Source organism: Sinorhizobium fredii NGR234, assembly GCF_000018545.1.
Lineage (GTDB): Bacteria > Pseudomonadota > Alphaproteobacteria > Rhizobiales > Rhizobiaceae > Sinorhizobium > Sinorhizobium fredii_A.
This window is the reverse complement of record NC_012587.1, coordinates 1,569,603-1,593,152: the sequence shown is the minus strand read 5'-3', so window position 1 is coordinate 1,593,152 and position 23,550 is coordinate 1,569,603. Positions and strand designations below refer to the sequence as shown.

The 23,550-nt window shown below is 62.2% G+C and carries 17 protein-coding genes and 1 pseudogene; 8 read left to right on the top strand and 10 right to left on the bottom strand.

Going from position 1 to position 23,550, the window contains the following annotated elements:
• Positions 1-11: 11 nt before the first annotated feature.
• Together gcvH and gcvP are read left to right on the top strand one after the other, a co-directional pair.
• Entirely contained in the window at positions 12-374 is a 363-nt protein-coding gene (gcvH, locus tag NGR_RS18995) for a glycine cleavage system protein GcvH (RefSeq protein ID WP_012708088.1), read from the top strand.
• Complete coding sequence (gcvP, locus tag NGR_RS18990) at positions 374-3,238, top strand: aminomethyl-transferring glycine dehydrogenase (protein WP_164924327.1); 2,865 nt, start codon at positions 374-376, stop codon at positions 3,236-3,238. Before gcvH ends, gcvP begins: the two co-directional genes overlap by 1 nt.
• A 104-nt stretch (positions 3,239-3,342) precedes the next feature.
• Here gcvP and sufA read toward each other — a convergent pair whose 3' ends face one another.
• From sufA to NGR_RS18955, 7 genes and pseudogenes are all read right to left on the bottom strand, one after another.
• The gene (gene sufA, locus NGR_RS18985) at positions 3,343-3,735 is read right to left on the bottom strand and encodes a Fe-S cluster assembly scaffold SufA (RefSeq protein ID WP_012708086.1); all 393 of its coding nucleotides are present in this window, start codon (positions 3,733-3,735) and stop codon (positions 3,343-3,345) included.
• Positions 3,736-3,890: 155 nt separating this feature from the next.
• Positions 3,891-4,271 (bottom strand): SUF system Fe-S cluster assembly protein, encoded by a 381-nt coding sequence (locus tag NGR_RS18980; protein WP_012708085.1) that lies wholly within the window; start codon positions 4,269-4,271, stop codon positions 3,891-3,893.
• Between the two features lie 9 nt (positions 4,272-4,280).
• Positions 4,281-5,521: pseudogene (locus tag NGR_RS18975) on the bottom strand (cysteine desulfurase).
• Between the two features lie 12 nt (positions 5,522-5,533).
• Entirely contained in the window at positions 5,534-6,811 is a 1,278-nt protein-coding gene (gene sufD, locus NGR_RS18970; RefSeq protein ID WP_012708083.1) for a Fe-S cluster assembly protein SufD, read from the bottom strand.
• A 21-nt stretch (positions 6,812-6,832) separates the two neighbouring features.
• Positions 6,833-7,588, bottom strand: coding sequence for a Fe-S cluster assembly ATPase SufC (sufC, locus tag NGR_RS18965; protein ID WP_012708082.1), 756 nt, complete (start codon positions 7,586-7,588; stop codon positions 6,833-6,835).
• 77 nt (positions 7,589-7,665) lie between these two features.
• On the bottom strand, positions 7,666-9,135 hold the full coding sequence (gene sufB / locus NGR_RS18960) for a Fe-S cluster assembly protein SufB (RefSeq protein ID WP_012708081.1): 1,470 nt from the start codon (positions 9,133-9,135) through the stop codon (positions 7,666-7,668).
• 154 nt (positions 9,136-9,289) lie between these two features.
• Positions 9,290-10,456 carry a cysteine desulfurase family protein gene (locus NGR_RS18955; protein WP_012708080.1) on the bottom strand — a complete coding sequence of 389 codons (1,167 nt, stop codon included), beginning with the start codon at positions 10,454-10,456 and terminating at the stop codon, positions 9,290-9,292.
• A 225-nt stretch (positions 10,457-10,681) separates the two neighbouring features.
• Here NGR_RS18955 and NGR_RS18950 point away from each other — a divergent pair, with 225 nt between their 5' ends.
• Positions 10,682-11,359, top strand: a complete 678-nt coding sequence (locus tag NGR_RS18950) for an alpha/beta hydrolase (protein ID WP_012708079.1) — start codon at positions 10,682-10,684, stop codon at positions 11,357-11,359.
• A gap of 64 nt (positions 11,360-11,423) precedes the next feature.
• Here NGR_RS18950 and NGR_RS18945 read toward each other — a convergent pair whose 3' ends face one another.
• Positions 11,424-12,620 carry a GGDEF domain-containing protein gene (locus NGR_RS18945; protein ID WP_012708078.1) on the bottom strand — a complete coding sequence of 399 codons (1,197 nt, stop codon included), beginning with the start codon at positions 12,618-12,620 and terminating at the stop codon, positions 11,424-11,426.
• Between the two features lie 98 nt (positions 12,621-12,718).
• A complete protein-coding gene (locus NGR_RS18940) occupies positions 12,719-13,873 on the bottom strand; it encodes an anhydro-N-acetylmuramic acid kinase (RefSeq protein ID WP_012708077.1) in 1,155 nt (384 codons plus the stop codon).
• Positions 13,874-13,998: 125 nt separating this feature from the next.
• Between NGR_RS18940 and tyrS the strand changes: the two genes are divergently transcribed.
• Complete coding sequence (tyrS, locus tag NGR_RS18935) at positions 13,999-15,252, top strand: tyrosine--tRNA ligase (RefSeq protein ID WP_012708076.1); 1,254 nt, start codon at positions 13,999-14,001, stop codon at positions 15,250-15,252.
• Between the two features lie 50 nt (positions 15,253-15,302).
• Here the strand turns inward: tyrS and NGR_RS18930 are convergent, their stop codons facing one another.
• Entirely contained in the window at positions 15,303-18,689 is a 3,387-nt protein-coding gene (locus tag NGR_RS18930) for a DUF3971 domain-containing protein (RefSeq protein ID WP_012708075.1), read from the bottom strand.
• A gap of 414 nt (positions 18,690-19,103) precedes the next feature.
• Between NGR_RS18930 and NGR_RS18925 the strand changes: the two genes are divergently transcribed.
• The 4 genes from NGR_RS18925 to NGR_RS18910 all read left to right on the top strand — a co-directional run bounded on the left by NGR_RS18925 (position 19,104) and on the right by NGR_RS18910 (position 23,541).
• Complete coding sequence (locus tag NGR_RS18925; RefSeq protein ID WP_012708074.1) at positions 19,104-19,580, top strand: peroxiredoxin; 477 nt, start codon at positions 19,104-19,106, stop codon at positions 19,578-19,580.
• An 11-nt stretch (positions 19,581-19,591) separates the two neighbouring features.
• Positions 19,592-20,413, top strand: a complete 822-nt coding sequence (locus NGR_RS18920) for a ferritin-like domain-containing protein (protein ID WP_012708073.1) — start codon at positions 19,592-19,594, stop codon at positions 20,411-20,413.
• A 91-nt stretch (positions 20,414-20,504) separates the two neighbouring features.
• Positions 20,505-21,842, top strand: a complete 1,338-nt coding sequence (locus NGR_RS18915) for a M23 family metallopeptidase (protein ID WP_012708072.1) — start codon at positions 20,505-20,507, stop codon at positions 21,840-21,842.
• A 193-nt stretch (positions 21,843-22,035) separates the two neighbouring features.
• On the top strand, positions 22,036-23,541 hold the full coding sequence (locus NGR_RS18910) for a DEAD/DEAH box helicase (RefSeq protein WP_012708071.1): 1,506 nt from the start codon (positions 22,036-22,038) through the stop codon (positions 23,539-23,541).
• Positions 23,542-23,550: the final 9 nt, after the last annotated feature.

Here is a 23,550-nt window from a genome sequence, read left to right as displayed (position 1 = left end):
GAGAAGCGCGCATGCTGAAATTTACCGAGGAACACGAGTGGCTGAAGGTCGAGGGCGGCGTTGCGACGGTCGGCATCACCGAACACGCTGCCGGCCAGCTTGGCGATCTCGTCTTCGTGGAACTGCCGGAAGCCGGCGCGACCTTCTCCAAGGGCGATTCGGCCGCCACCGTCGAATCGGTGAAGGCCGCCTCCGACGTCTATTGTCCGCTCGACGGCGAGATCGTCGAGATCAACCAGGCGATCGTCGACGACCCGTCGCTCGTCAACAGCGATCCGCAGGGGGCCGCCTGGTTCTTCAAGCTGAAGCTTGCCGATCCGCGCTCCGCTGACAACCTTCTCGATGAAGCGGCCTACAAGGAGCTTGTCGGCTGATGAGCATGCCCAAGGATTTCACCTTTACCGACTACAAGCCCTACGATTTCGCCAACCGGCGCCATATCGGTCCTTCGCCGGCTGAAATGGAAGAGATGCTGAAAATCGTCGGCTATCCGAGCCTCGATGCGCTGATCGACGATACCGTTCCGGCTTCCATCCGCCAGAAGACGCCGCTTGCCTGGGGCGCGCCGATGACCGAGCGCGAAGCGCTCGACAAGCTGCGCGAAACCGCCAATCGCAACGAAAAACTCGTTTCGCTGATCGGCCAGGGTTACTACGGCACGATCACGCCGCCGGTGATCCAGCGAAACATCCTGGAAAACCCGGCCTGGTACACGGCCTATACGCCCTACCAGCCGGAGATCAGCCAGGGCCGTCTCGAAGCGCTGCTCAACTATCAGACGATGGTCTGTGACCTGACCGGGCTCGATGTCGCGAACGCCTCGCTGCTCGACGAGGGGACGGCCGCGGCCGAAGCGATGGCGATGGCCGAGCGAGTCGCCAAGTCCAAGGCGAAGGCCTTCTTCGTCGACGAGAATTGCCATCCGCAGACAATAGCGCTATTGCAGACCCGCGCCGAGCCGCTCGGCTGGCAGCTCGTCATCGGCGACCCCTTCTCGGATCTGGATGCCGCCGGCGTCTTCGGCGCGATCTTCCAGTATCCGGGCACCTACGGCCATGTCCGCGATTTCTCCGAGCTGATCGCCAAGTTGCACGAACAGGGCGCGATCGCGGCCGTCGCCGCCGATCCGCTGGCGCTTGCTCTGCTAAAATCACCGGGAGAGATGGGCGCCGACATTGCCATCGGCTCGACGCAGCGTTTCGGCGTTCCGGTCGGCTATGGCGGCCCGCACGCTGCCTATATGGCGGTCAAGGATGCCCACAAGCGTTCGATGCCGGGACGGCTTGTCGGCGTGTCCGTGGACGCCCGCGGCAACCGGGCCTATCGGCTTTCGCTGCAGACGCGCGAACAGCACATCCGCCGCGAGAAGGCCACGTCGAACATCTGCACCGCGCAGGTACTGCTTGCGGTGATGGCGTCGATGTATGCCGTCTTCCACGGCCCGAAGGGCATCAAGGCAATTGCGCAGAGCGTCCACCAGAAGACGGTGCGCCTGGCGATGGGCCTGGAAAAGCTCGGCTATACGGTTGAGCCGGATGTGTACTTCGACACGATCACGGTCGAAGTCGGCAAGCTGCAGGGCATCATCCTGAAGACCGCGGTGGCCGAGGAGGTGAACCTTCGCAAGATCGGCAACACCAAGATCGGCATCAGCCTCGACGAACGTTCGCGGCCGGTTACGCTCGAGGCCGTCTGGCGCGCCTTCGGCGGCGACTTCAAGGTCGAGGAGTTCGAGCCGAACTACCGGCTGCCGGAAGAGTTGTTGCGCACCAGCGACTATCTCACCCATCCGATCTTCCACATGAACCGCGCCGAAAGCGAGATGACGCGCTATATCCGCCGCCTCGCCGACCGCGACCTGGCGCTCGACCGGGCGATGATCCCTCTCGGCTCCTGCACGATGAAGCTCAATGCAACGGCGGAAATGCTGCCGATCTCCTGGCCGGAATTTTCCGAAATCCATCCCTTCGTGCCGGCCGACCAGGCGCTTGGCTACCAGCATCTGATCGAGGATCTGTCCGAAAAGCTCTGCGCGATCACCGGCTATGACGCGATCTCGATGCAGCCGAACTCGGGCGCGCAGGGCGAATATGCCGGGCTTCTGGTGATCCGCGCCTATCACATCGCCAAAGGCAATGGCCATCGGGACGTCTGCCTGATCCCGACCTCCGCGCACGGAACCAACCCGGCGTCGGCGCACATGGCCGGGATGAAGGTGGTCGTCGTCAAGGTGAGCGATATCGGCGAGATCGACATGGACGATTTCCGCGCCAAGGCCGAGCAATATGCCGACACGCTCTCCTGCTGCATGATCACCTATCCCTCGACCCATGGCGTGTTCGAGGAAAACGTGCGCGAGGTCTGCGAGATCGTCCACAAGCATGGCGGCCAGGTCTATCTGGATGGCGCCAACATGAATGCCATGGTCGGACTTTCCCGCCCGGGCGACATCGGCTCGGATGTCAGCCACCTGAACCTTCACAAGACCTTCTGCATTCCGCATGGCGGCGGCGGCCCCGGCATGGGCCCGATCGGCGTCAAGGCGCATCTCGCGCCGTTCCTGCCCGGCCACCCGGAAACGCACCGTCAGGGCGGTGCCGTTTCGGCGGCGCCCTTCGGCTCGGCCTCGATCCTGCCGATCTCCTGGAGCTACTGCCTGATGATGGGCGGCGAGGGCCTGACCCAGGCGACCAAGGTGGCCATCCTCAACGCCAACTATATCGCCGAGCGGCTGAAGGGTGCCTATGACGTGCTCTACAAGTCGGCCAAGGGGCGCGTTGCGCATGAGTGCATCATCGATACGCGGCCGCTCGCCGAAAGCGCCGGCGTGACGGTCGACGATATCGCCAAGCGGCTGATCGACTGCGGCTTCCATGCGCCGACGATGAGCTGGCCGGTGGCCGGCACGCTGATGATCGAGCCGACCGAATCGGAAACGAAAGCCGAAATCGACCGCTTCTGCGATGCGATGCTGGCGATCCGCGAGGAAGCCCGCGCCATCGAGGAAGGCCGGATGGACAAGGTCAACAATCCGCTGAAGAACGCGCCGCACACGGTGGAAGACCTCGTCGGCGACTGGGATCGCCCCTATTCGCGCGAGCAGGCCTGCTTCCCGCCCGGCGCCTTCCGCGTCGACAAATACTGGTCGCCGGTCAATCGGGTCGACAATGTCTTTGGCGACCGCAATCTCATCTGCACCTGCCCGCCGATCGAGAGCTACGCGGAAGCCGCGGAGTAAAAGAATGGGGCGTTTCTTGAGCACGCCCCACACATGCCGCTCAAATGCAAAGGCCCGGCGAAAACCGGGCCTTTTTGCATTTTTCGCTGTTAGAGCGTGCGAAATTAATTCGCGCGGACCACCGGGTTGCCCTCGGCCGCAAGGGCCGCCAGGTCGGCGGGCTTCAATTCGACCGATTCGCCGCAACCGCAAGCCGATGTCTGGTTCGGGTTCTTGAAGGTGAAGCCGGAGCGCAGGGCGGTGACTTCGAAATCCATCTGGGTGCCGAGCAGGTAAAGCACAGCTTCGGGCGCGACCCAGACCCTGGCGCCCTGATGTTCGATCAGATCGTCCTTGGCATTCGCGTCGGTCACCAGGTCGACGGCATATTCCATGCCGGCGCAGCCACCCTTCTTGATGCTCAGCCGGATGCCCTTGGCATCGCCACGGGCATTCTCGACGATCGACCGCACGCGGCCGGCGGCGGCATCGGTCAGACTCATTACGGCAAAGCCCATCGGCTCCATCTCCTTCAGATCACCGGGTTAAAGGCCCGGCGCTTTCCAGAATTGAATGTAGTGCCCGTATGTTAACGGATCAATATACGGCCCTTACCTGGTTTGATCGAGCGGAATGCGGGCGGAAAACCGCGCACACTTTTCCTCATCCCGCTCTAATACCAGCCGAGCGCCACCTGCGCCTCTTCCGACATGCGGTCCGGCGTCCATGGCGGATCGAAGGTCATCGTCACCTCGACGCCGGAAACACCCTCGACGGCGCCGACGGCGTTTTCCACCCAACCCGGCATCTCGCCGGCAACGGGGCAGCCGGGGGCAGTCAGCGTCATGTCGATCTTCACCATGCGATCGTCCTCGATGTCGATCTTGTAGATGAGACCGAGTTCGAAGATATCAGCCGGAATCTCCGGGTCGTAGACTGTCTTCAGCGCGGCGATGATGTCGTCGCTGAGGCGTGCCAGTTCCTCGGCGGGAATGGCCGAGTGCACGATGCCCTCGCGGACGTTGATCTTTTCTTGCGCTTCCCCGAGACTCATGTCTGCCTCCTAGGCAAAGAACTTGCGGGCGTGTTCGAGCGCCTCCGCCAGAGCGTCGACCTCGGCCCGGGTATTGTAAAGACCGAGGACGCACGGCATGTGGAGGTGACGCCGAAACGTTTCAAGAGCGGCTGGGCACAATGGGTGCCTGCCCTCACAGCAATGCCGGCCCGGTCGATCACCATCGAGACGTCATGGGCATGAATGCCGGCGATCTCGAAGGCGAAAATGCTCCCCTTTCCCGGCGCATCGCCGAAGACGCGGAGCGAATTGACGGAGGACAGGCGCTCCCGGGCATAGGCCGTCAGGTCCGCCTCGTGCGCCCTGATTGCCTCGCGGCCGACCTTTTCCATATAGTCCAGCGCATAGCCGAGCCCGATCGCCTGGACGATCGGCGGCGTGCCGGCCTCGAAGCGGTGCGGCGGATCGTTATAGGTGACGCGATCTTCGGTCACTTCCTCGATCATCTCGCCGCCGCCCATGAACGGCCGCATCTCTTTGAGCCGATCGGTCTTGCCGTAAAGCACGCCGACTCCGGACGGGCCGTAGAGCTTGTGGCCGGTCATCACGTACCAGTCGCAGTCGATGTCCTGGACGTCGACTGGCATGTGAACCGCGCCCTGGCTGCCATCGACGAGCACCGGAATACCGCGCTCGCGGGCGATGCGGCAGATGTCCTTGACGGGAACGACTGTGCCGAGCGCATTCGACATATGCGTGATGGCGATGAGCTTCGTCCGCTCGGTCAGGCACTTGACGAAGTCCTCGATGTGGAACGCGCCATCATTATCGACCGGTGCCCAGACAAGCTTGGCGCCCTGCCGTTCACGGATGAAGTGCCAGGGCACGATGTTGGAGTGGTGCTCCATGATCGAAATGACGATCTCGTCGCCCTCGCCGAGATGCGGCATGCCGTAGCCGTAGGCGACCGTGTTGATCGCCTCGGTCGAGGATTTGGTGAAGACGATGTTGTCGACCGACGGCGCGTTCAGGAAGCGGCGCACCTTTTCGCGGGCGCCCTCATAGGCATCCGTCGCGGCATTGGAGAGGAAATGCAAGCCGCGATGGACGTTGGCATATTCATTGGAATAGGCGTGCGCAATCGCATCGATGACGAGCTGCGGCTTCTGCGCCGATGCGCCGTTGTCGAGATAAACAAGCGGCTTGCCATAGACCGTCCGTGAAAGGATCGGGAAATCCTTTCTGATGGTTTCGACGTCATAGGCCGGCACCGGCACAGTGTGTTCCATGGTCCTGTCCAATCAGGCGTGTTTTTCGAGCCAGGTCGAGATCACGCCTTCGAGCGCCTCGACCAGCGCCTCATCGTCTTCCAGCTCTTCGACGATCTCGGCAACGAAGGCGTTGACGAGCATTGCGCGCGCCTTGTTTTCCGGAATGCCGCGAGAAAGCAGGTAGAACAGTTGCGTATGATCGATATCGATGACCGTGGCGCCGTGGCCGCACTGCACGTCGTCGGCGAAGATCTCGAGCTCAGGCTTTGCCGAGAAGTCCGCGTCGTCGGACAAGAGCAACGTATTGCACGACATCTTCGCGTCGGTCTTCTGAGCGTCCTGGGCGACCAGGATCTTGCCCTGAAAGACACCCTTGGCCCGGTCAAAAACCACGTTGCGGATGATCTCGCTCGAGGTCGTGTGCGGCACATCGTGGCTCAGCGTGAAGGTCACGTCCGTGTGGCTCTCGCCGCCGAGCAGGTTGATGCCTCGCAGCGTCAAATCAGCACCCTCGCCGCTGGCGCGCCCATGCAGTTCCTGGCGGACCAGCTTGCCGCCCGCATTGATGACGAAGACGTGCAGCTTGGCGTCCTTGGCGAGATCGAAACGGATCTGGCCGAGATGAGTGTCGGCCGGCCCCTGCTGTTGCAGGATGATCCAGATGACATCGGCGCCTTCGGCAAGCGTCACGTCGCTCACCGAGGAGACGAAGCTCGCATCCCCGTTGGTCGACAGATGCCGCTCGAGCACGGTCGCCTTGGAGCCCGCACCGAAAGATACGGGAAAGCGCGTATGGGCCTGGCCGTGGCTTTGCGCGACCTGGATCTCCAGCGGCGCTTCCAGCTCAACACCTTCCGCAACGGCGATTTCCAGGCCGCCGCGGACCAGACCGCCATTGATGCGGCCGATGGCATCGTCTGAGCCGAGTACGGCAAGACCGGCAACCGCCGAGCCATCGATCAGGCTCTCCGTATAGGAGCGTGCCGTTACCCCCTCGGGAAGGCTCTTGAGATCGGCCTCGCCATTGCGCACCGAAAGCACAGTGGCGCCGGCAACGATCGGCTCGACCCGGTCGGCAAAAGCGGACGGATCGGCGGAGGGCACGGCACGCAGCAGCGTTCTGAGGTCCGTATAGTGCCAGGACTCGACGCGCCGCGTCGGCAGGCCGGCCGTCTTCAGCTCGTAAACCAGCGTGTCGCGCAGCGACAGCACCGCCCCGTCACCCGGCAGATCGCCGATCTGGGCGGTATAGGCATCGACGAGCGCCGTTTCGGCTGCCGTCATCTTGATCGCCTGTTGCATATTCATTCGAAACTCCTTCAACAGGCGTCAGGCTGCCGCCTCGATGATGTCGGCATAGCCCTTGGCTTCGAGCTCATGCGCCAGCGTCTTGTCGCCCGACTTGACGACCTGGCCCTTGTAAAGGACGTGGACCGTATCCGGGACGATGTAGTCGAGCAGCCGCTGATAGTGGGTGATCACGACGACGGCCCGATCCGGCGAGCGCAGTGCGTTGACACCATCGGCGACGATCTTCAGCGCATCGATATCGAGGCCTGAGTCGGTCTCGTCAAGCACGCAAAGCTTCGGCTCCAGCAACGCCATCTGCAGGATTTCGGCGCGCTTCTTTTCACCGCCGGAGAAGCCGACATTCAGCGGCCGACGCAGCATTTCCGGCGCGATCTTCAGCTCGGCGGCGGCTTCCTTGACGCGGCGCATGAAATCCGGCGTCGTCAGCTCGTCTTCGCCGCGATATTTGCGCTGCTCGTTCATCGCCACCTTGAGGAACTGCATGGTGGCGACACCCGGGATTTCGACGGGGTACTGGAAGGCAAGGAAGATGCCCTTGGCCGCACGCTCCGAAGCGTCGAGCTCGAGAATGCTCTCGCCGTTATAAAGGATGTCGCCCTCGGTGACTTCGTAATCTTCGCGTCCCGAGAGGATATAGGAGAGCGTCGACTTGCCGGAGCCGTTCGGTCCCATGATGGCGGCGACTTCGCCAGCCTTCACGGTCAGGTCCAGGCCGCGGATGATCTCGGTGCCGTCTTCGGCAATGCGGGCGTGCAGGTTCTTGATTTCAAGCATTTCAAATCGTCCTCTTGGGAAACGAATAGTTCTCGCGCGCAGGTCAAGCGCGCCGGTTCAATAATCAGTGCCAGGCCTCAGCCTACCGAGCCTTCCAGCGAGATGCCGATCAGCTTCTGCGCCTCTACGGCGAATTCCATCGGCAGTTCCTGGATGACTTCCTTGACGAAGCCGTTGACGATCAGCGCGATCGCCGCCTCTTCCGGAATGCCGCGCTGCAGGCAGTAGAACAGCTGGTCCTCGGAGATCTTCGACGTCGTCGCCTCATGCTCGAACTGCGCGGTCGAATTCTTCGCCTCGATATAGGGCACCGTATGCGCGCCACACTTGTCACCGATCAAGAGCGAGTCGCACTGGGTGAAGTTGCGGGCGTTCTCCGCCTTGCGGTGCGCCGACACCTGGCCGCGATAGGTGTTGTCCGAAACGCCGGCGGCAATACCCTTCGAGATGATGCGGCTCGACGTGTTCTTGCCGAGGTGGATCATCTTGGTCCCGGAGTCGACCTGCTGGTGGCCGTTGGAAACGGCAATCGAGTAGAATTCACCGCGCGAACCGTCGCCGCGCAGGATGCAGGACGGATATTTCCAAGTGATCGCCGAGCCGGTCTCGACCTGCGTCCAGGAAATCTTCGAGTTCTTGCCGCGGCAATCGCCCCGCTTGGTGACGAAGTTATAGATGCCGCCCTTGCCGTGCTTGTCGCCCGGATACCAGTTCTGCACCGTCGAATACTTGATCTCGGCGTCATCAAGCGCGATCAGCTCGACGACGGCGGCGTGAAGCTGGTTCTCGTCGCGCTGCGGCGCCGTGCAGCCTTCCAGGTAGGAGACATAGGCGCCTTCGTCGGCAATGATCAGCGTGCGCTCGAACTGGCCGGTGTTCTTCTCGTTGATCCGGAAGTAGGTCGAAAGCTCCATCGGGCACCGGACCCCCTTCGGCACGTAGACGAAGGAACCATCGGTGAAGACGGCGGAGTTCAGCGTCGCGTAGAAGTTATCCGACTGCGGCACGACGGTGCCGAGATATTTCCGCACCAGATCCGGATGCTCCCGCATCGCCTCGGAGATCGACATGAAGATCACGCCGGCCTTCTTCAGCTCTTCCTTGAAGGTCGTGACGACCGAAACAGAGTCGAACACCGCATCGACGGCGATCTTCGTCTTCTCGACGCCGGCCAGGATTTCCTGCTCCTTCAGCGGAATGCCGAGCTTCTCATAGACCTTGAGCAACTCCGGATCGACCTCGTCGAGTGATTTCGGCCCGGTCGTGCCTTTCGGAGCGGCATAGTAGTGGATCTCGTTGAAGTCGATCTTCGGATAGCGGACACGCGCCCAGCTCGGCTCATCCATGGTGAGCCAACGCTGATAGGCTTCCAGCCGCCATTCGAGCATCCATTCCGGCTCGTTCTTCTTGGCGGAGATCAAGCGGATGATGTCCTCGGACAGGCCTTTCGGCGCCTTGTCCATCTCGATCGTCGTTTCGAAACCGTATTTGTACTGGTCCACGTCGATCTGGCGGACCTGATCAATGGTTTCCTGCACGGCAGGCATGTCGTTCTCCAATCTCGTCGGATCCAAGGTCCGGCGGCTTGTCAACGCGGTGCAATAGGCGCGCACCGCTTATGTAATGGCTAAAAGGCGGTTTTCACCCCATTTGCCAAGCGGAAAATTGCTTTTCCGCAATTTCGTTCAAGGCTTTCCGCATTCACGCGGCCTGCCCGGTCGAGCGGCGTCTTGCCGCCACTTTCGCGAACACGGCCGCACAGCGTTCGATCTCCGCTTGCGTCGTGGAAGCGCCAATCGAAAGACGCAAGGCGCCCTGTCGCGGATCATAACCCATCGCCGTCAGCACATGACTCTGTCCGACCTTGCCGGAAGAGCACGCAGAGCCTGCCGAGAGGGCCACGCCTTCGAGATCAAAGGCAATCTGGCCGGTCTCCGCCTTGAGGCCCGGAAGGGTGAAGAAGGACGTATTGGCGATCCGCAAGGCATTCAGACCATGAATCACTACATCCGGTGCACTTTCGATCATCTGCGCCTCGAGCCGGTCTCGCAGTACGGCGATCGCCACCGTGCGAGCCTCCAGATTGTCGGCGGCCATCCGGGCCGCCGCCCCGAAGCCGACGAGCGCAGGCGCGTTCTCGGTGCCCGAGCGATGGCCCTTTTCCTGACCGCCGCCGCGGATCAGCGGCTGAGGCATTATCACCTCGCCACGGGCGACGAGCGCCCCGGCCCCTTTCGGCCCGCCGATCTTGTGCGACGAGACGATGAGGAAATCGGCGCCCAGGCTCTCGACGGACAGCGGCAGGCGCCCAGCGGCCTGGACGGCATCGACGACCAGCAACCCGCCATGGGCACGCACGATCGCGGAAACGTCAGCGATCGGCTGGACGATACCCGTCTCGTTGTTGGCGAGCATCACCGCCACCATGGGCAGGCCGGATTGCCGATCATGTGCCGACAGCAATGCCTCCAGCGCTGCGCAATCGACGACGCCATCGCCTGTGACGGGAACTTCGCAAACGTTCTCCCGGGCGAAACGTCCGCCCTCGCGCACCGCCGGATGCTCGATCGCGGAGACATAGAGCTTGCCGAGTTTCAGCGGCGTGCGCCCCATGCGGAAATCCGGCGTCAAAACCATGTTGGCCGCTTCCGTGGCACCGCTGGTGAATATCACCGAGGCGGACTGGGCGCCGCAAAGCGCCGCGACGTCACGGCGCGCGCTCTCGATCAGGCCCCGAACCGCCCGTCCCTCGCCATGCACGGACGAAGGGTTGCCGACTGCATCGAGCGCCGACAGGAAAGCATCACGCGCTTCGGACAAAAGCGGCGCTGTTGCATTCCAGTCCATATATATGCGCGATTCCGGCATTGCGTCCTTCGCTAGAGTTGACGGTTCAATCCCTTGCATCGATGCCGTTGCATTTTTCTTGTATTGTCCGCGCCGCTTGTCTTATGAGACGGACGAACGCGGCGGAGTGCCCGCATCGAAGTTTTGAACGGTTCTAAAGTGCGTTCTAGAAAAGCTGACTGCTTTCGTCAAGACAGATCGGTATCAAGAACGACGATTTGAGCCAGAAACGTTCCCGGAGAACCAATGCCCGAAATCATCTTCAACGGACCGGCCGGTCGCCTCGAAGGCCGCTATCAGCCTTCGAAGCAGAAGAGCGCACCGATCGCGATCATCCTGCACCCGCATCCGCAGTTTGGCGGCACGATGAACAACCAGATCGTCTACCAGCTCTTCTACATGTTCCAGAAACGCGGCTTCACGACCTTGCGGTTCAATTTCCGCGGCATCGGCCGCAGCCAGGGCGAATTCGATCATGGTGCGGGCGAGCTGTCCGATGCGGCCTCGGCGCTCGACTGGGTGCAGAGCCTGCATCCCGACTCGAAGAGCTGCTGGGTCGCCGGCTATTCGTTCGGCGCCTGGATCGGCATGCAGCTCCTGATGCGCCGGCCGGAAATCGAAGGTTTCATGGCGGTTGCGCCGCAGCCCAACATCTATGATTTCTCGTTCCTGGCACCCTGCCCGTCGTCTGGCCTCATCATCAATGGCGACGCCGACAAAGTCGCGCCCGAGAAGGATGTGAACGGCCTCGTCGAAAAGCTGAAGGCGCAGAAGGGCATCCTGATCACGCACAGGATGGTTGCGGGCGCGAACCATTTCTTCAACGGCCAGGTCGAAACCCTGATGACGGAATGCGAGGACTACCTCGACCGCCGCCTCAATGGTGAGCTGGTACCGGAGCCCGCGGCCAAGCGTATCCGCTAAACTCCCCAGTTTCATACTTTCAGCCGACCCGGAGATCGCAATCGGTTTCCGGGTCGCTGTGCATTCAAGACCGCCCCACCCGCCGGGAGGCGGCGGGCAGCACGAGCACCGGCGGCTCGGCGCACTCGACGCGGTTCCTGCCGTCGGCTTTGGCGGCATAGAGTGCCTTGTCGGCGCGTTGCATGGCTGCTTCCAGCGATTCCCTGGGGCCGATGGAGGCAACCCCGAAGCTCGCCGTTATCTTGACGCTATCAGGCAATCCATCGATTCGCGTCGATGCCAGCGCCGCGCGCATCCCGTGGGCAAGCACGCGGGCTTCCGACAAGCCGAGGCGCGGTAGAAATACGGCAAACTCCTCGCCGCCCAAGCGCGCCGCCACCGCACGGCTCGGCATGAGCTCGACCAACACCCGCGAAAACTGTCGGATGACCCCATCACCCGCATGGTGTCCATAGGTATCGTTGACCAGCTTGAAACGGTCCAGGTCGGCGAGAATAAGGGTACCCGGCCCGTCCGCGCCGGCAGTTTCCAAAACGGGCGTGAGGCGATCGACAAAGCCGCGGCGATTGTAGAGCCCCGAAAGAGCGTCAAGTTCCGAGCTCGCTCGGGCCTCGTCGATGATGTCCTTGACCATCACCCCGAGCATCGCAATGCCGGTCGCCACGATCAGCATCGCGCCGAGCGCCTGCGAAATCAGCGCGAACGGGCTTGCGAGGTAGTCCGGCGCCGTCGTGCCCGCTCCGGCGGCAACAGCGGCGTAGATTTTCGCCAGGTGGTAGATCGAGGTCAGAACCAAGAGGCCACACAGAATCCAATCCGCGGGGGACCGGCGCTCGGACCTCAGGACCGTCGATGCCGACCAGGCCTGGATGACGAAGAACGGCAACTGGTAGAAGCAGGCGTGCTTGAGCGTCCCGCGCGGCAGGTCGTAGATCAGCAGATCGAGGATAACCGAACCGAGGAAGAAGACTGCAAGGACAGTGAGGCGCGCCGGCACTCGATAAAAGAGCCCGAGCCCGACACGAAGCAGGATGAAACCGGCTAAAACGCTTGCAAATGCCCCGATGGCAAAGAGCTTGGGCACGGGCGTGAACGGCAGCACGGTTTCGAAGATGGCCGAGAGCGAGGCGACGGCGAAGGCGGCCGCACACCAGATCGCCGGACCTCTTACCCGGCTTTTTGCCGCGATGATGAGAAAGGCCACCACGAATATCTGGGCGATGATGAAATTCACCGCCAGCAGGGAAATCGCACCACCCATCGACAGAATCCGAAACTCCCAGACGCAGATCAACAGTCCGCGAAACTACGACCACTGGACCTTAGCGATTGCGCACGAAGATTCCATTAAACAATGCTTCAGCCTTGTGCCCCCAATGCATCTTTCGGCCTGGCCGCCCGCCGCCCGCCGCTTACCGGCCGCCTGACGCCTGTCGTGCCGGGATAACTCAAGGGCAGCCCGCGCAACGATCTTACGGCCAAGTAGGCCCAGGCTTCTGCTTCCATCGAATCGCCGTTCAGACCCAGCGCCTCAGCGGCCAGCACCCGCCCGCCTGCTGCCTCGGCAAGCGAGCCCAGGTCCCCCATGATGACGGGATTGAGGCGGCCGCCGCCGCAGACGATGTAAGTCGCCGGATTTTTTGGAAGATGGCGTGCGGATTGCAAGATGGCGGCCGCCGTCACATGCGCCAAGGTGCGGGCGCCGTCTTCCAGGCTGGCGTCGGTAGCGGCGGGCGGCGAAAAGTCGTTGCGGTCGAGCGAGCGACGCTTTTCCGACGAGAAGAAGGGATGAGCGAGGTAGCGTTCGGCAAGCTCCGGCAGCACCGAGCCTTCGCTCGCAATCATGCCGCCCTGGTCATAGGGAATGCCCGCCTGGGCTTCCACCCACTGGTCGATCAACGTGTTTCCCGGCCCGCTGTCATAAGCAACGATTCCATCACCCGCCCCGATGAAGGTGATATTCGAAATGCCGCCGATATTCACAAAGGCAACGGGCGTTTCGATCTCCGAGCTTTCGGACAAGCCACGCGCCAAGGCGGCGTGATAGGCCGGGATCAGAGGCGCTCCCTGGCCGCCATGGACCATGTCGTTCGCGCGCATGTCGAAGACGACGTCGATCAGCGTTTCCCGCGCCAGCAGTTCTCCATCGCCGATCTGCACGGTCAAGGCCTCATCGGGCCGGTGCAGGACCGTCTGTCCATGGAAACCTATTACATCAATATTGTTCCGCAACAGATTGTTTTCGTAAAGGAATACCTTAACAGACTCTGCGTGCCGCAACGTCAGATCTCGCTCGAGTTCCGCCAGTGCACCGGGCCGCTCGTCCCTTTTGCGGATCGACTTGGCATCTTCGAGTCCCTGCTTCAGACGGTCCCGGAAACGCGGCTCATAGGCATATCCGGCTGACGGTCCTCTTCGAACGATCGTCTCGCCGTCGGTCTCGATAAGGGCGACATCGATCCCATCCATGCTCGTGCCGCTCATCAGGCCGATCGCCGTCAACACCTTGCCCATCGATGTCCTCGCCTTTCCGTTTCCACCGGTCATATCAAAACACCGCCCAAGCAAAAACGTGCACTTTCGCCAAAACAGTGGTAAACGCCGGCCGCACACATCCCAAGAGCCGAAAGAGACAGCGTATGTCCGAGTTCAAGTCCGATTTCCTCCGCACCCTTCACGAGCGCGGTTTCATCCAACAGACATCGGATGATACCGGCCTCGATGAATTGTTCCGGAAGGAAACCGTGACTGCCTATATCGGCTTCGATCCGACGGCGCCGAGCCTTCACGCAGGCGGACTTATCCAGATCATGATGCTGCACTGGCTTCAGGCGACGGGGCACCGGGCCATCTCCCTTATGGGCGGAGGCACCGGTATGGTTGGCGACCCGTCCTTCAAGGACGAGGCACGGCAGTTGATGACGCCGGAAACCATCGCTGCCAACATCGCCAGCATCAAGACGGTCTTCTCGAACTACCTCAGCTATGGCGAGGGGCCGAGGGATGCGTTGATGATCAACAACGCCGATTGGCTGCTGGGTATCAACTATCTCGAGTTCCTGCGCGACGTCGGCCGTCACTTCTCGGTCAATCGCATGCTTTCCTTCGACAGCGTCAAGACGCGCCTCGATCGCGAGCAGTCGCTGTCGTTCCTCGAATTCAACTACATGATCCTGCAGGCCTACGATTTCGTCGAGCTCAACAAACGTTACGACTGCCGTCTGCAGATGGGCGGTTCGGACCAGTGGGGCAACATCATCAACGGCATCGATCTCGGCCACCGGATGGGAACGCCGCAACTTTATGCGCTGACCTCGCCGCTGCTGACGACGGCCTCCGGCGCCAAGATGGGCAAGTCGGTGAACGGCGCCATCTGGCTCAATCCGGATATGCTCGGCACTTATGATTTCTGGCAATACTGGCGCAACACCGAGGATGCCGACGTCACGCGCTTCCTGAAGCTCTACACGACTTTGCCGATGCCGGAAATCGAGCGGCTGTCGAAGCTTGGCGGCTCCGAGATCAACGAAGTGAAGAAGATCCTGGCGACGGAAATTACTGCCACGCTGCACGGTCGGGCAGCCGCGGAGAATGCAGCGGAAACCGCCCGCAAGACCTTCGAGGAAGGTGCGCTTGCGGAGGACCTGCCGTCGATCGAGGTGCCCGCTCCGGAGCTTGAAACGGGTCTGGGTCTTCTGACGCTGGTGGTGCGTGCCGGCCTTGCGGCATCGAACGGCGAGGCGCGCCGCCACGTCCAGGGCGGTGGCGTTCGCATCAACGACGAGCAGATCAACGACGAACGCCGGGTGGTCGGCAGCGCCGATGTCACCGGCGATGGCGTTATCAAGCTGTCGCTCGGCAAGAAGAAGCACATCCTGGTGCGGCCTGTCTGAACAGCCATTTGCAGCACAATACCCAAGGCCGGCCGCTACGCCGGCCTTTTTTATTGAAACTCGAAAATGCTGCGGAAGACACCCGGGGCGATGAGCGACAGCGGATTGATCGCCAGATGCGGCTGGTTGAAGGGGCCGGTCAGCTTGAAGGTAATGCCGAGAAGGCCACGGTCGCGACCGTTACCGAGCAGGACGCCGATCAGCGGCAACTCGCCGAACAAGCGATTGATGCCATAGGCCGGCATGAAGGTCCCGGTCATGTCCATGCGGCCGTTGCTGTCGCGGACCGTGCCCTGGAACGTGGCGCCGACGTCGATGCCGCGCAGCACGCCGCTATCGACGCGGATGACGCCACGATCCAACAGGAGTTGGGCGAAGCCACGCTCGAACCGGGCGGTGCTGACGTCGATGTCCCTGCGTACCGCCTGATTGAGGCTGCGGCCGTCCTGGCCGGCCGGCGTCGAGACCATCGACTGCAGCTTCTGTTCGCCGATTAGGGAAAATTTCCGCAGATCCACGGTGCCGCGCCAGGATCCGGCGCCCCGATCGCGGAGGCGCAGGTTCAGCAGGCCGCCGCGCATGTTGCGGTAGATGTCGGTAAAGCGGGCCAGAGCGCCCGCATCGCTCGTCGTCAGTTCCAGCGTGTTGTCCGGCCCCGCCTTCACCAGTCTGGCGACCACCGCCTGCCCGCTCGCCGTTACAGCCGACAGGTCGATATCGTCTATCTCTTGACCACGGGCCGAGTGAAGGAAGCTCACATTCGAAAAGACCTCGCCGTTGAAGCCGACGACGCGGTCGAGCCGGGCGCTGATCTTCACATTGCCGTCGTCGCCGGAGCCGGACTGGCCCTTCGCTCGCGCCAGCGGCAGTCTGATATCGGCAGACGAACCGGTGAGCGCAACCACATGACCGCCCCTCGCCCGCTCGACCGTCACCGCGAAATCATCGCCACTCGCAAGGCGGACATCCCGCAACCGGGCCAAAGCGAGCCCGTCGTCGTCGACGCGGAGATCTCCGGCCGCGCCGAATCCATCGCCCTGGATGCGGAAGTCGTCTATCTCCGTGACGGCATCGCTTTTCTTCACCGTGAATTCGGCATTGGCCGCAATGCCGGCGCCTTTGTTCCAGCCGATCCACGGCAGCGACAGAACCGCCTTGCCGAGATCGGCCTTCACAGACTGGCTGCCGTCATCCGAAAGGGACACTTCCACGCCGACCGGTCCGCTGACGATCCCGGACAAGGCAGGAGCGATCTTGCGGCGTGCCGCGTCGTCGAGAGTTCCCGAAATCTCGCGTGTCCGCTTCACATCCGCCTTGGCATCCACCGGCTCGGTCAGCGCGATGCGCATTTTTGCGCCGTCGATCAGGGCATCGGCGTCGAGAACCGCCTCGGTGTTATCGATCCGCATCCTTCCCGACAGGTCCGCGATCGCGCGGCCGGAAACCGGCCGGTTTATCGACACCTTCTGCAACTGCATCTCCGCCTGCCACAAGGGTGGCGGCGGTTTCTGGTTGGAGATCAGGCCGAAACGGGCACCGACCAACGCGGTCATCGGGCCGGTGAAATCCTCCGGTACGAAAGGCGTTTTCTGCAGGGCCCGGATCGGCTTGTAGCTGACGAGTTCGGCTATCGAGTCGGCTTCTCCACCGACCTCGATCTTCATTTCCGCCATCAACGGCTTGCTGTAGACATCCGGAATGACGAAGTTGCCGCCGTTCAGGGCTACGGTGCGACCGGAGGGGAAGAAGGCTGCGCCGCCGCGCACGTCGACGGTCATGCGCTCGCCACTCAATTCGAAATGCCCGGCAGTATCGCGCAGCGGCGGAATCTCGCCGGCGATATTGATGCGGGTGTTGTCGATGGCAAAGTTGATATTGAGTTCGTCCTCGTTGAGCTTCAACTCGCCACCGCTGTTGGCAATTCTCCCCTCCGGGATCGAGACCTCTATGCGCGCATCCGACACCGTCCCGCCGAAGAGATTGCCGATCGCCCATCGTCGGGCACCCTTGGCTACCCACCAGGGCCACAATTGCTTGACCGCGGCGGGTTGCATGCGGTCACTGACCGCAGCGAAATTGATCTGCGGCGACGTGTTGCCGAAGGCGACCGCGAGTGAGCCCGCCATGGACCCCAGCGGGCTCGATATCACCAGCTGGTCGAAGATCAGCCGGTGGCTGCCGGCCTCGAATCGGCCATTCGCCTTGGCGTCGAAGGATAGCGGCCGCTCCTGCATGTCTTCGGGATCGGAGCTTGCGTCTTTCAACAGCAGATCGACCGCAAAGCCCCCTTGGCTTCCCTCCGCGACCTTGTCGAGGTCGATCAGGGCGCCGGTGAAAGGAAAGTTCGAACGCCCGATCTTGACCGCTGACGGCAATATCTCCACCGACGCCCGGTCAAAATCGTAAGAGACGTTCAATTCCGACGGCCTGAGCGCAGAGACGAGTCCTCCGGCGTGAAATGTCCCTGCAGATGTCCTGACGCCGACTGCCAAAGCCGGCTGCGTGCCCTTCGCAGCGCGCGTTGCCCTGAGACTGACCTCGGCGCCGGCGTCGATCCCGAAGGCCTCCTCGCTGTCCGATTTGCCGTGGTACAGGAACGGCGAAAGCGGCAGGGATCTAAAGACTGCCTCGATGCCGCCGATGCTGTCGCCTGGCCCGAAGGCTCGGGCTTCGAGCTGCGCTTCCTTGCCGTCGATGGCAATCGAGCCATCGACCTGAATGGAGCCATTGGTATCGCGGCTGAAGGCCAGCATCCTCACATCGACCGGAACGATCCGCCCGCGTGCCCCGGTCACCGACAGGGAGAGGTCCGAAAGCTGAACGGTTCTTGTGGCACTTCGCGCCGTCAACCGCGACATGGCATCGATATGCGTGAACAGTTTTTCAAGCGCCGTGCCGGTGTCGGCGATGCGAATCGCTGTCAAGTCAATCGGCTTGCCACGCGGCAGGAGCCCGGTATCGAGTTCGCCACCTTCCGCTTCCAGCCGCGACACGGCGATGCGGCCGGTCATCAGGGCAAAGGGATCGAGCGCAATGGAGACGGCCGCGAGCTTGGCAACCGGGCGCCCGGAGGCGGTGTCGTTCAGCGTGACGCCGCGCGCCTTGAGCGCGAGCGCGCCGCGACCGGTGAGGCGGACCACGGTGCTTTCGACGTCGGCGTCGTAGTTGGCTCCAAGGGCACTGTTGAGCGCTGCGCGGGCGCGGGCGTTCAGGGGGCCGTCAACGAGGCCGCTTTCGATGACGGCGATGAGCGTGGCAACGATGACGAAGGCCACAAGTGAGCAGCAAAGCAGAATCTTGCCAAGCAGACGCAAGCCGCCTCCGGACAAGGGCGTGTGCACGATGACCGGATCATGGGCCTGGGCCGAGGGCAGCGCGTCCAGCGCGACGATATCTTCCTTGCGAAAGCAAACCCTTTCGCCGCGGATATCACTCATCGGCGCGGGTTTCCTCCACCTGCTAGCTGCATTGCACTCTTCCTGTCCCGACCAACGTCATGCCGCCCGGGTCGCTCCTATCTGTAGATCACAAGTCGCCGAACCAAGTCACCACGCTTCGCTGTGGGTTGCTGTGGAAAGCGCGCCACAGCCTACCGCAGGTTCTCCCAGATCGGCATCGACCCAAAGATAAATACATGCAGCAGTTGAAAGCACGACGGCGCTGTGCGTCTGAAAGACCCATGGTGCCGGGGTGCCTCTGTCTTGCGACGTGGCATTCATCATGGCTCATAGCCATGAAAGCCGTCGGGTAGCTGTCAAGGCAGCCACAAACCTGCTGGACGGACCGCGACGATCTTGGGTATCCCCTATGTGCGAAATGTCGACAAAACTTGGCGTAAGAAAGGCTTAATCATGGCACCATTGCGACCCGGCGATCCTGCCCCGGATTTCGAACTCGCTCGCGACGGCGGCGGCTCGATTTCACTGTCTGCTCTTCGCGGCAAGCCGGTGGTGTTGTTCTTCTATCCCAAGGACGACACGAAGACCTGCACCGTGGAAGCAATTTCCTTCTCGAGCCTTTCGGAAGAATTCACTTCGGCCGGTGTGGCGCTGATCGGCATCTCGCCCGACTCGGTCAAGAGCCATGACCGCTTCGCCAAGAAGCACGACCTCAGCGTCGCGCTCGGGGCGGACGAGGACAAGACAGTGGTCAACGCCTATGGCGTCTGGGCGGAAAAGAGCATGTATGGACGCAAATACATGGGTGTCGAACGCACGACCTTCCTCATCGATCCAGATGGCATCGTCAATCGGATCTGGGAAAAGGTCAAAGTGGCGGGGCACACGGAGGAAGTTCTCGCCGCGGCGAAAACTTTGCGCACCGACTGAGCGAAAGGCCTGTGCTTCCGCAATTCCACAGTCTGCGCGGCGCCGCCGTCGAAGCGATACGCGCCAGTGACCTGGCGGTCAAAACCGAGCTCGCGCAGGAGGCTGCGCGTCGCTGGCAGGCGCGAACGCTCTCCTTGCGCTCGCCGCTCGATCGGCCCGTTCCGGCACGGCCGGGCCGGCCGGAAAGGCCCATTCTCACGCCGCCGACGCAGGTCAAGCGGCGATCCCTCGGTTCCTTGAAGGGCCGAATCGCCCTCCTCCATGCGATTGCCCATATCGAATTGAATGCCGTCGATCTCGCGTTCGACATCGTCGCCCGCTTCGCCACGGAGCCGGTGCCGCAATCCTTTTTCGACGGATGGATGCAGGTGGCTTTCGAGGAGGCCAAGCATTTTCGGTTGGTGCGGCAAAGGCTTAACGATCTGGGCGCCGATTATGGCGACCTGCCGGCCCACGACGGTCTGTGGCAGGCCGCCCACGACACGCGCAACGATCTGACCGCCCGGCTTGCCGTGGTGCCGCTCATCCTGGAGGCGCGCGGCCTGGACGTCACGCCGGCACTGCAGGCGAAGATGCGCGAAACCGGCGACGATGAAAGTGCTGCAGTTCTCGACGTCATCTATGAAGACGAGAAGGGCCATGTCGCCGTTGGAGCAAAGTGGTTCCGCTTCCTGTGCGCCCGACAGAAGAAGGATCCGGCCGCGACCTTCCAGGCCCTCGTGCGGGCAAACTTCCGTGGACCGCTGAAGGCACCCTTCAACGACATCGCGCGGGCCGAAGCCGGCCTGACGCCATCATTTTACCGGTCGATGACCGCCTCCAGGAACATCTGACGGGCGGCGCCCTCACGCTTTATTAACCCTAATAAAGTGTAATCACCTCGGGGCAAGCGCAAGTTGGGTCGCATCTGGCGGGGGTGACGTGGTGTCTATTCGTCCGGAAAACCGGAGCTTCGGAAAACGTCGGCAAAGTCACGTCCTGATTCTCGCCAGCGGCGACAGGGTTCGTCACATGACGGTCCGTCCCTGGATGGCTGCGGCTGCGGCATCGCTTATCGGCGTGTTCGGCATCGGTTATCTCGCCGCGTCCACCTATCTCGTGCTTCGCGACGACCTGATCGGCGGTACGATCGCCCGGCAGGCGCGCATGCAGCATGAATACGAGGACCGAATCACGGCGCTGCGCGCTCAGGTCGATCGGGTGACGAGCCGACAGTTGCTGGATCAGCAGATCGTCGAGGAAAAGGTCGACAAACTCCTGCAGCAGCAGTTGGAGCTTTCTTCACGCAGCGGCAGGCTGGGGACGCTGGCCGAGAGCGCTGAGCCGCCGACGGCTAGCGGGGACGCGGCCGCATTGCCGGATGCCGAACCTCTCGCCTACGAAAAGCGGACCGACGCAAAGGACGGCATCCAGGCGATCGAAGAGATCATGGGCATCGCAAAGGCAAGCGCCGAACCGCCGGCGCATGCATCTGCGCTCGGCTATGCGCCGGAAGCGCAGGCAAGCGACCCAAGGGAGACCGCTTCCGATCGGACGGATCGCATCTTTTCAAAAGTTACCCTCTCGCTGAAAGGCATTGAGCGCGATCAACTGGCGCATGTTCGGCAGTTGACAAGCAATGCGCAAAGGACCTCCGACGCGATCAGGACGATCGTCGAACGCACAGGCTTTGTCCTCCCGGTTTCGAAGACCGCAGAGGCTTCCGCGCCTGCCGTTCCGGCCGACGGAACGGCGATCGGCGGACCCTATGTCGAACCACAGAGCCAGGATCCTTTCGAACAATCCCTCACCACACTCGACAATGCGCTTGTCGACCTGGAAGAGACCCGCGACGCTGCGCGAAAACTCCCCCTCGAAAGTCCGGCGCCGGCAAGTGACATCACGAGCAGTTTCGGAAATCGGCTGGATCCCTTTCTGGGGCGATTGGCGCTCCACGCCGGAATCGACTTCCGCGCCGCGACCGGCACTCGCATTCGCTCGACCGCAGCGGGAACCGTGACAGCGGCAGGGCCGGCGGGCGGATACGGCAACATGGTCGAGATCGACCACGGCAACGGTGTCTCGACGCGCTACGCGCATCTCGCCGTTGTCCTCGTACATGTCGGCGACCGAGTCGAGGCCGACCAGGTCGTCGCCCAATCCGGAAGCACTGGGCGGTCGACCGGCCCCCATCTGCATTATGAAGTTCGCGTGGGCGGCCTGGCGGTGGATCCGATGCGGTTCCTGCGCGCCGGCACGAAACTCGCCGGCTATCTGAACTGACAGCATCCTCTTCAACCAACGCCGGCAGTTGACGGGAAAAGCGATAGATTCGCAGTTATTTACCGTGCGACGCGTCAACGTGCTGGATTTCTTGACTTTAGGCGCCTTTCGTCTTAAGAGCGCCGCCACAGGATGGTGATTTTCCATCGATCGATCAGTGTTCTAGCGAACCGGAACGGAAACAGATTCCCCTTTGACCAATTTTGCTGACCTTGGCCTGAGCCAAAAAGTTCTCTCCGCAGTTACCGACGCGGGCTATGCAACGCCGACACCGATCCAAGCAGGCGCCATTCCGCCGGCTCTTCAGCGTCGCGACATCCTGGGCATTGCGCAAACCGGCACGGGCAAGACGGCATCCTTCGTTCTGCCGATGTTGACGCTGCTGGAAAAGGGCCGTGCGCGTGCGCGCATGCCGCGCACCTTGATCCTGGAGCCGACCCGCGAGCTTGCGGCGCAGGTGGCAGAGAACTTCGACAAGTACGGCAAGAATCACAAGCTCAACATCGCGCTTTTGATCGGCGGCGTCTCCTTCGATGAGCAGGACCGCAAACTCGAGCGCGGCGCCGATGTCCTGATCTGCACGCCCGGACGCCTGCTCGATCATTTCGAGCGCGGCAAACTGCTGATGACCGGAGTGGAAATCCTCGTCATCGACGAAGCCGACCGCATGCTCGACATGGGCTTCATTCCGGATATCGAGCGGATCGCCAAGCTCATTCCCTTCACCCGGCAGACGCTGTTCTTCTCGGCAACGATGCCGCCGGAAATCCAGAAGCTCGCCGACCGGTTCCTGCAGAATCCGGAGCGCGTCGAAGTCGCCCGCCCCGCCTCGACGGCAAATACCGTGACGCAGCGCTTCGTCGCCGCGCATGGAAAGGACTACGAAAAGCGCGCCGTGCTGCGGGATTTGATCCGCGCCCAGGGCGAACTCAAGAACGCGATCATCTTCTGCAACCGTAAGAAGGACGTCGCCGAGCTCTTCCGCTCGCTCGATCGCCATGGCTTCTCGGTCGGCGCGCTGCACGGCGACATGGACCAGCGCTCTCGCATGGCGATGCTGGCCAATTTCAAGGACGGCAATATCCAGTTGCTCGTTGCTTCGGATGTCGCGGCGCGCGGGCTCGACATTCCGGACGTCAGCCACGTCTTCAATTTCGACGTGCCGATCCACGCCGAAGACTACGTGCACCGCATCGGCCGCACCGGCCGGGCCGGGCGTTCCGGCGCTTCCTTCACGATCGTGACGAAGCGCGACACGAAATTCTCCGATGCCATCGAGAAGCTGATCGGCCAGACGGTCGAGTGGCTGAACGGCGATCTTTCGCAACTGCCCGAGCCGATGGAAAGCCATGACGGCCGGCGCGAGCGAGGCCGCGACGGCCGCAAGGATCGCAAAAAAGATGTGGAACGCTCCGGCCGGGCGCGTGGCGATCATAAATCCGATGCGGCCCGTATCGATAATGTGACCGAATTCGAACCCGTCGCAGAAAGGGCAGAGGCCGTGAAACCGGAACGTAGTGCCGACCACAAGCAGGGACATGCGAGCCGCAACGATCGCCTCGGTCGGGCGCAGAACGCCGCCAATGACGACAATCGCGACCGTCGCCACCGCAATCGTCGCGATCATGACGATGGCCCGACGCCGGTCGGCTTCGGCGACGAGATCCCGGCCTTCATGCTGATCGTCGGCAAGGCCTGACCTCAAGCG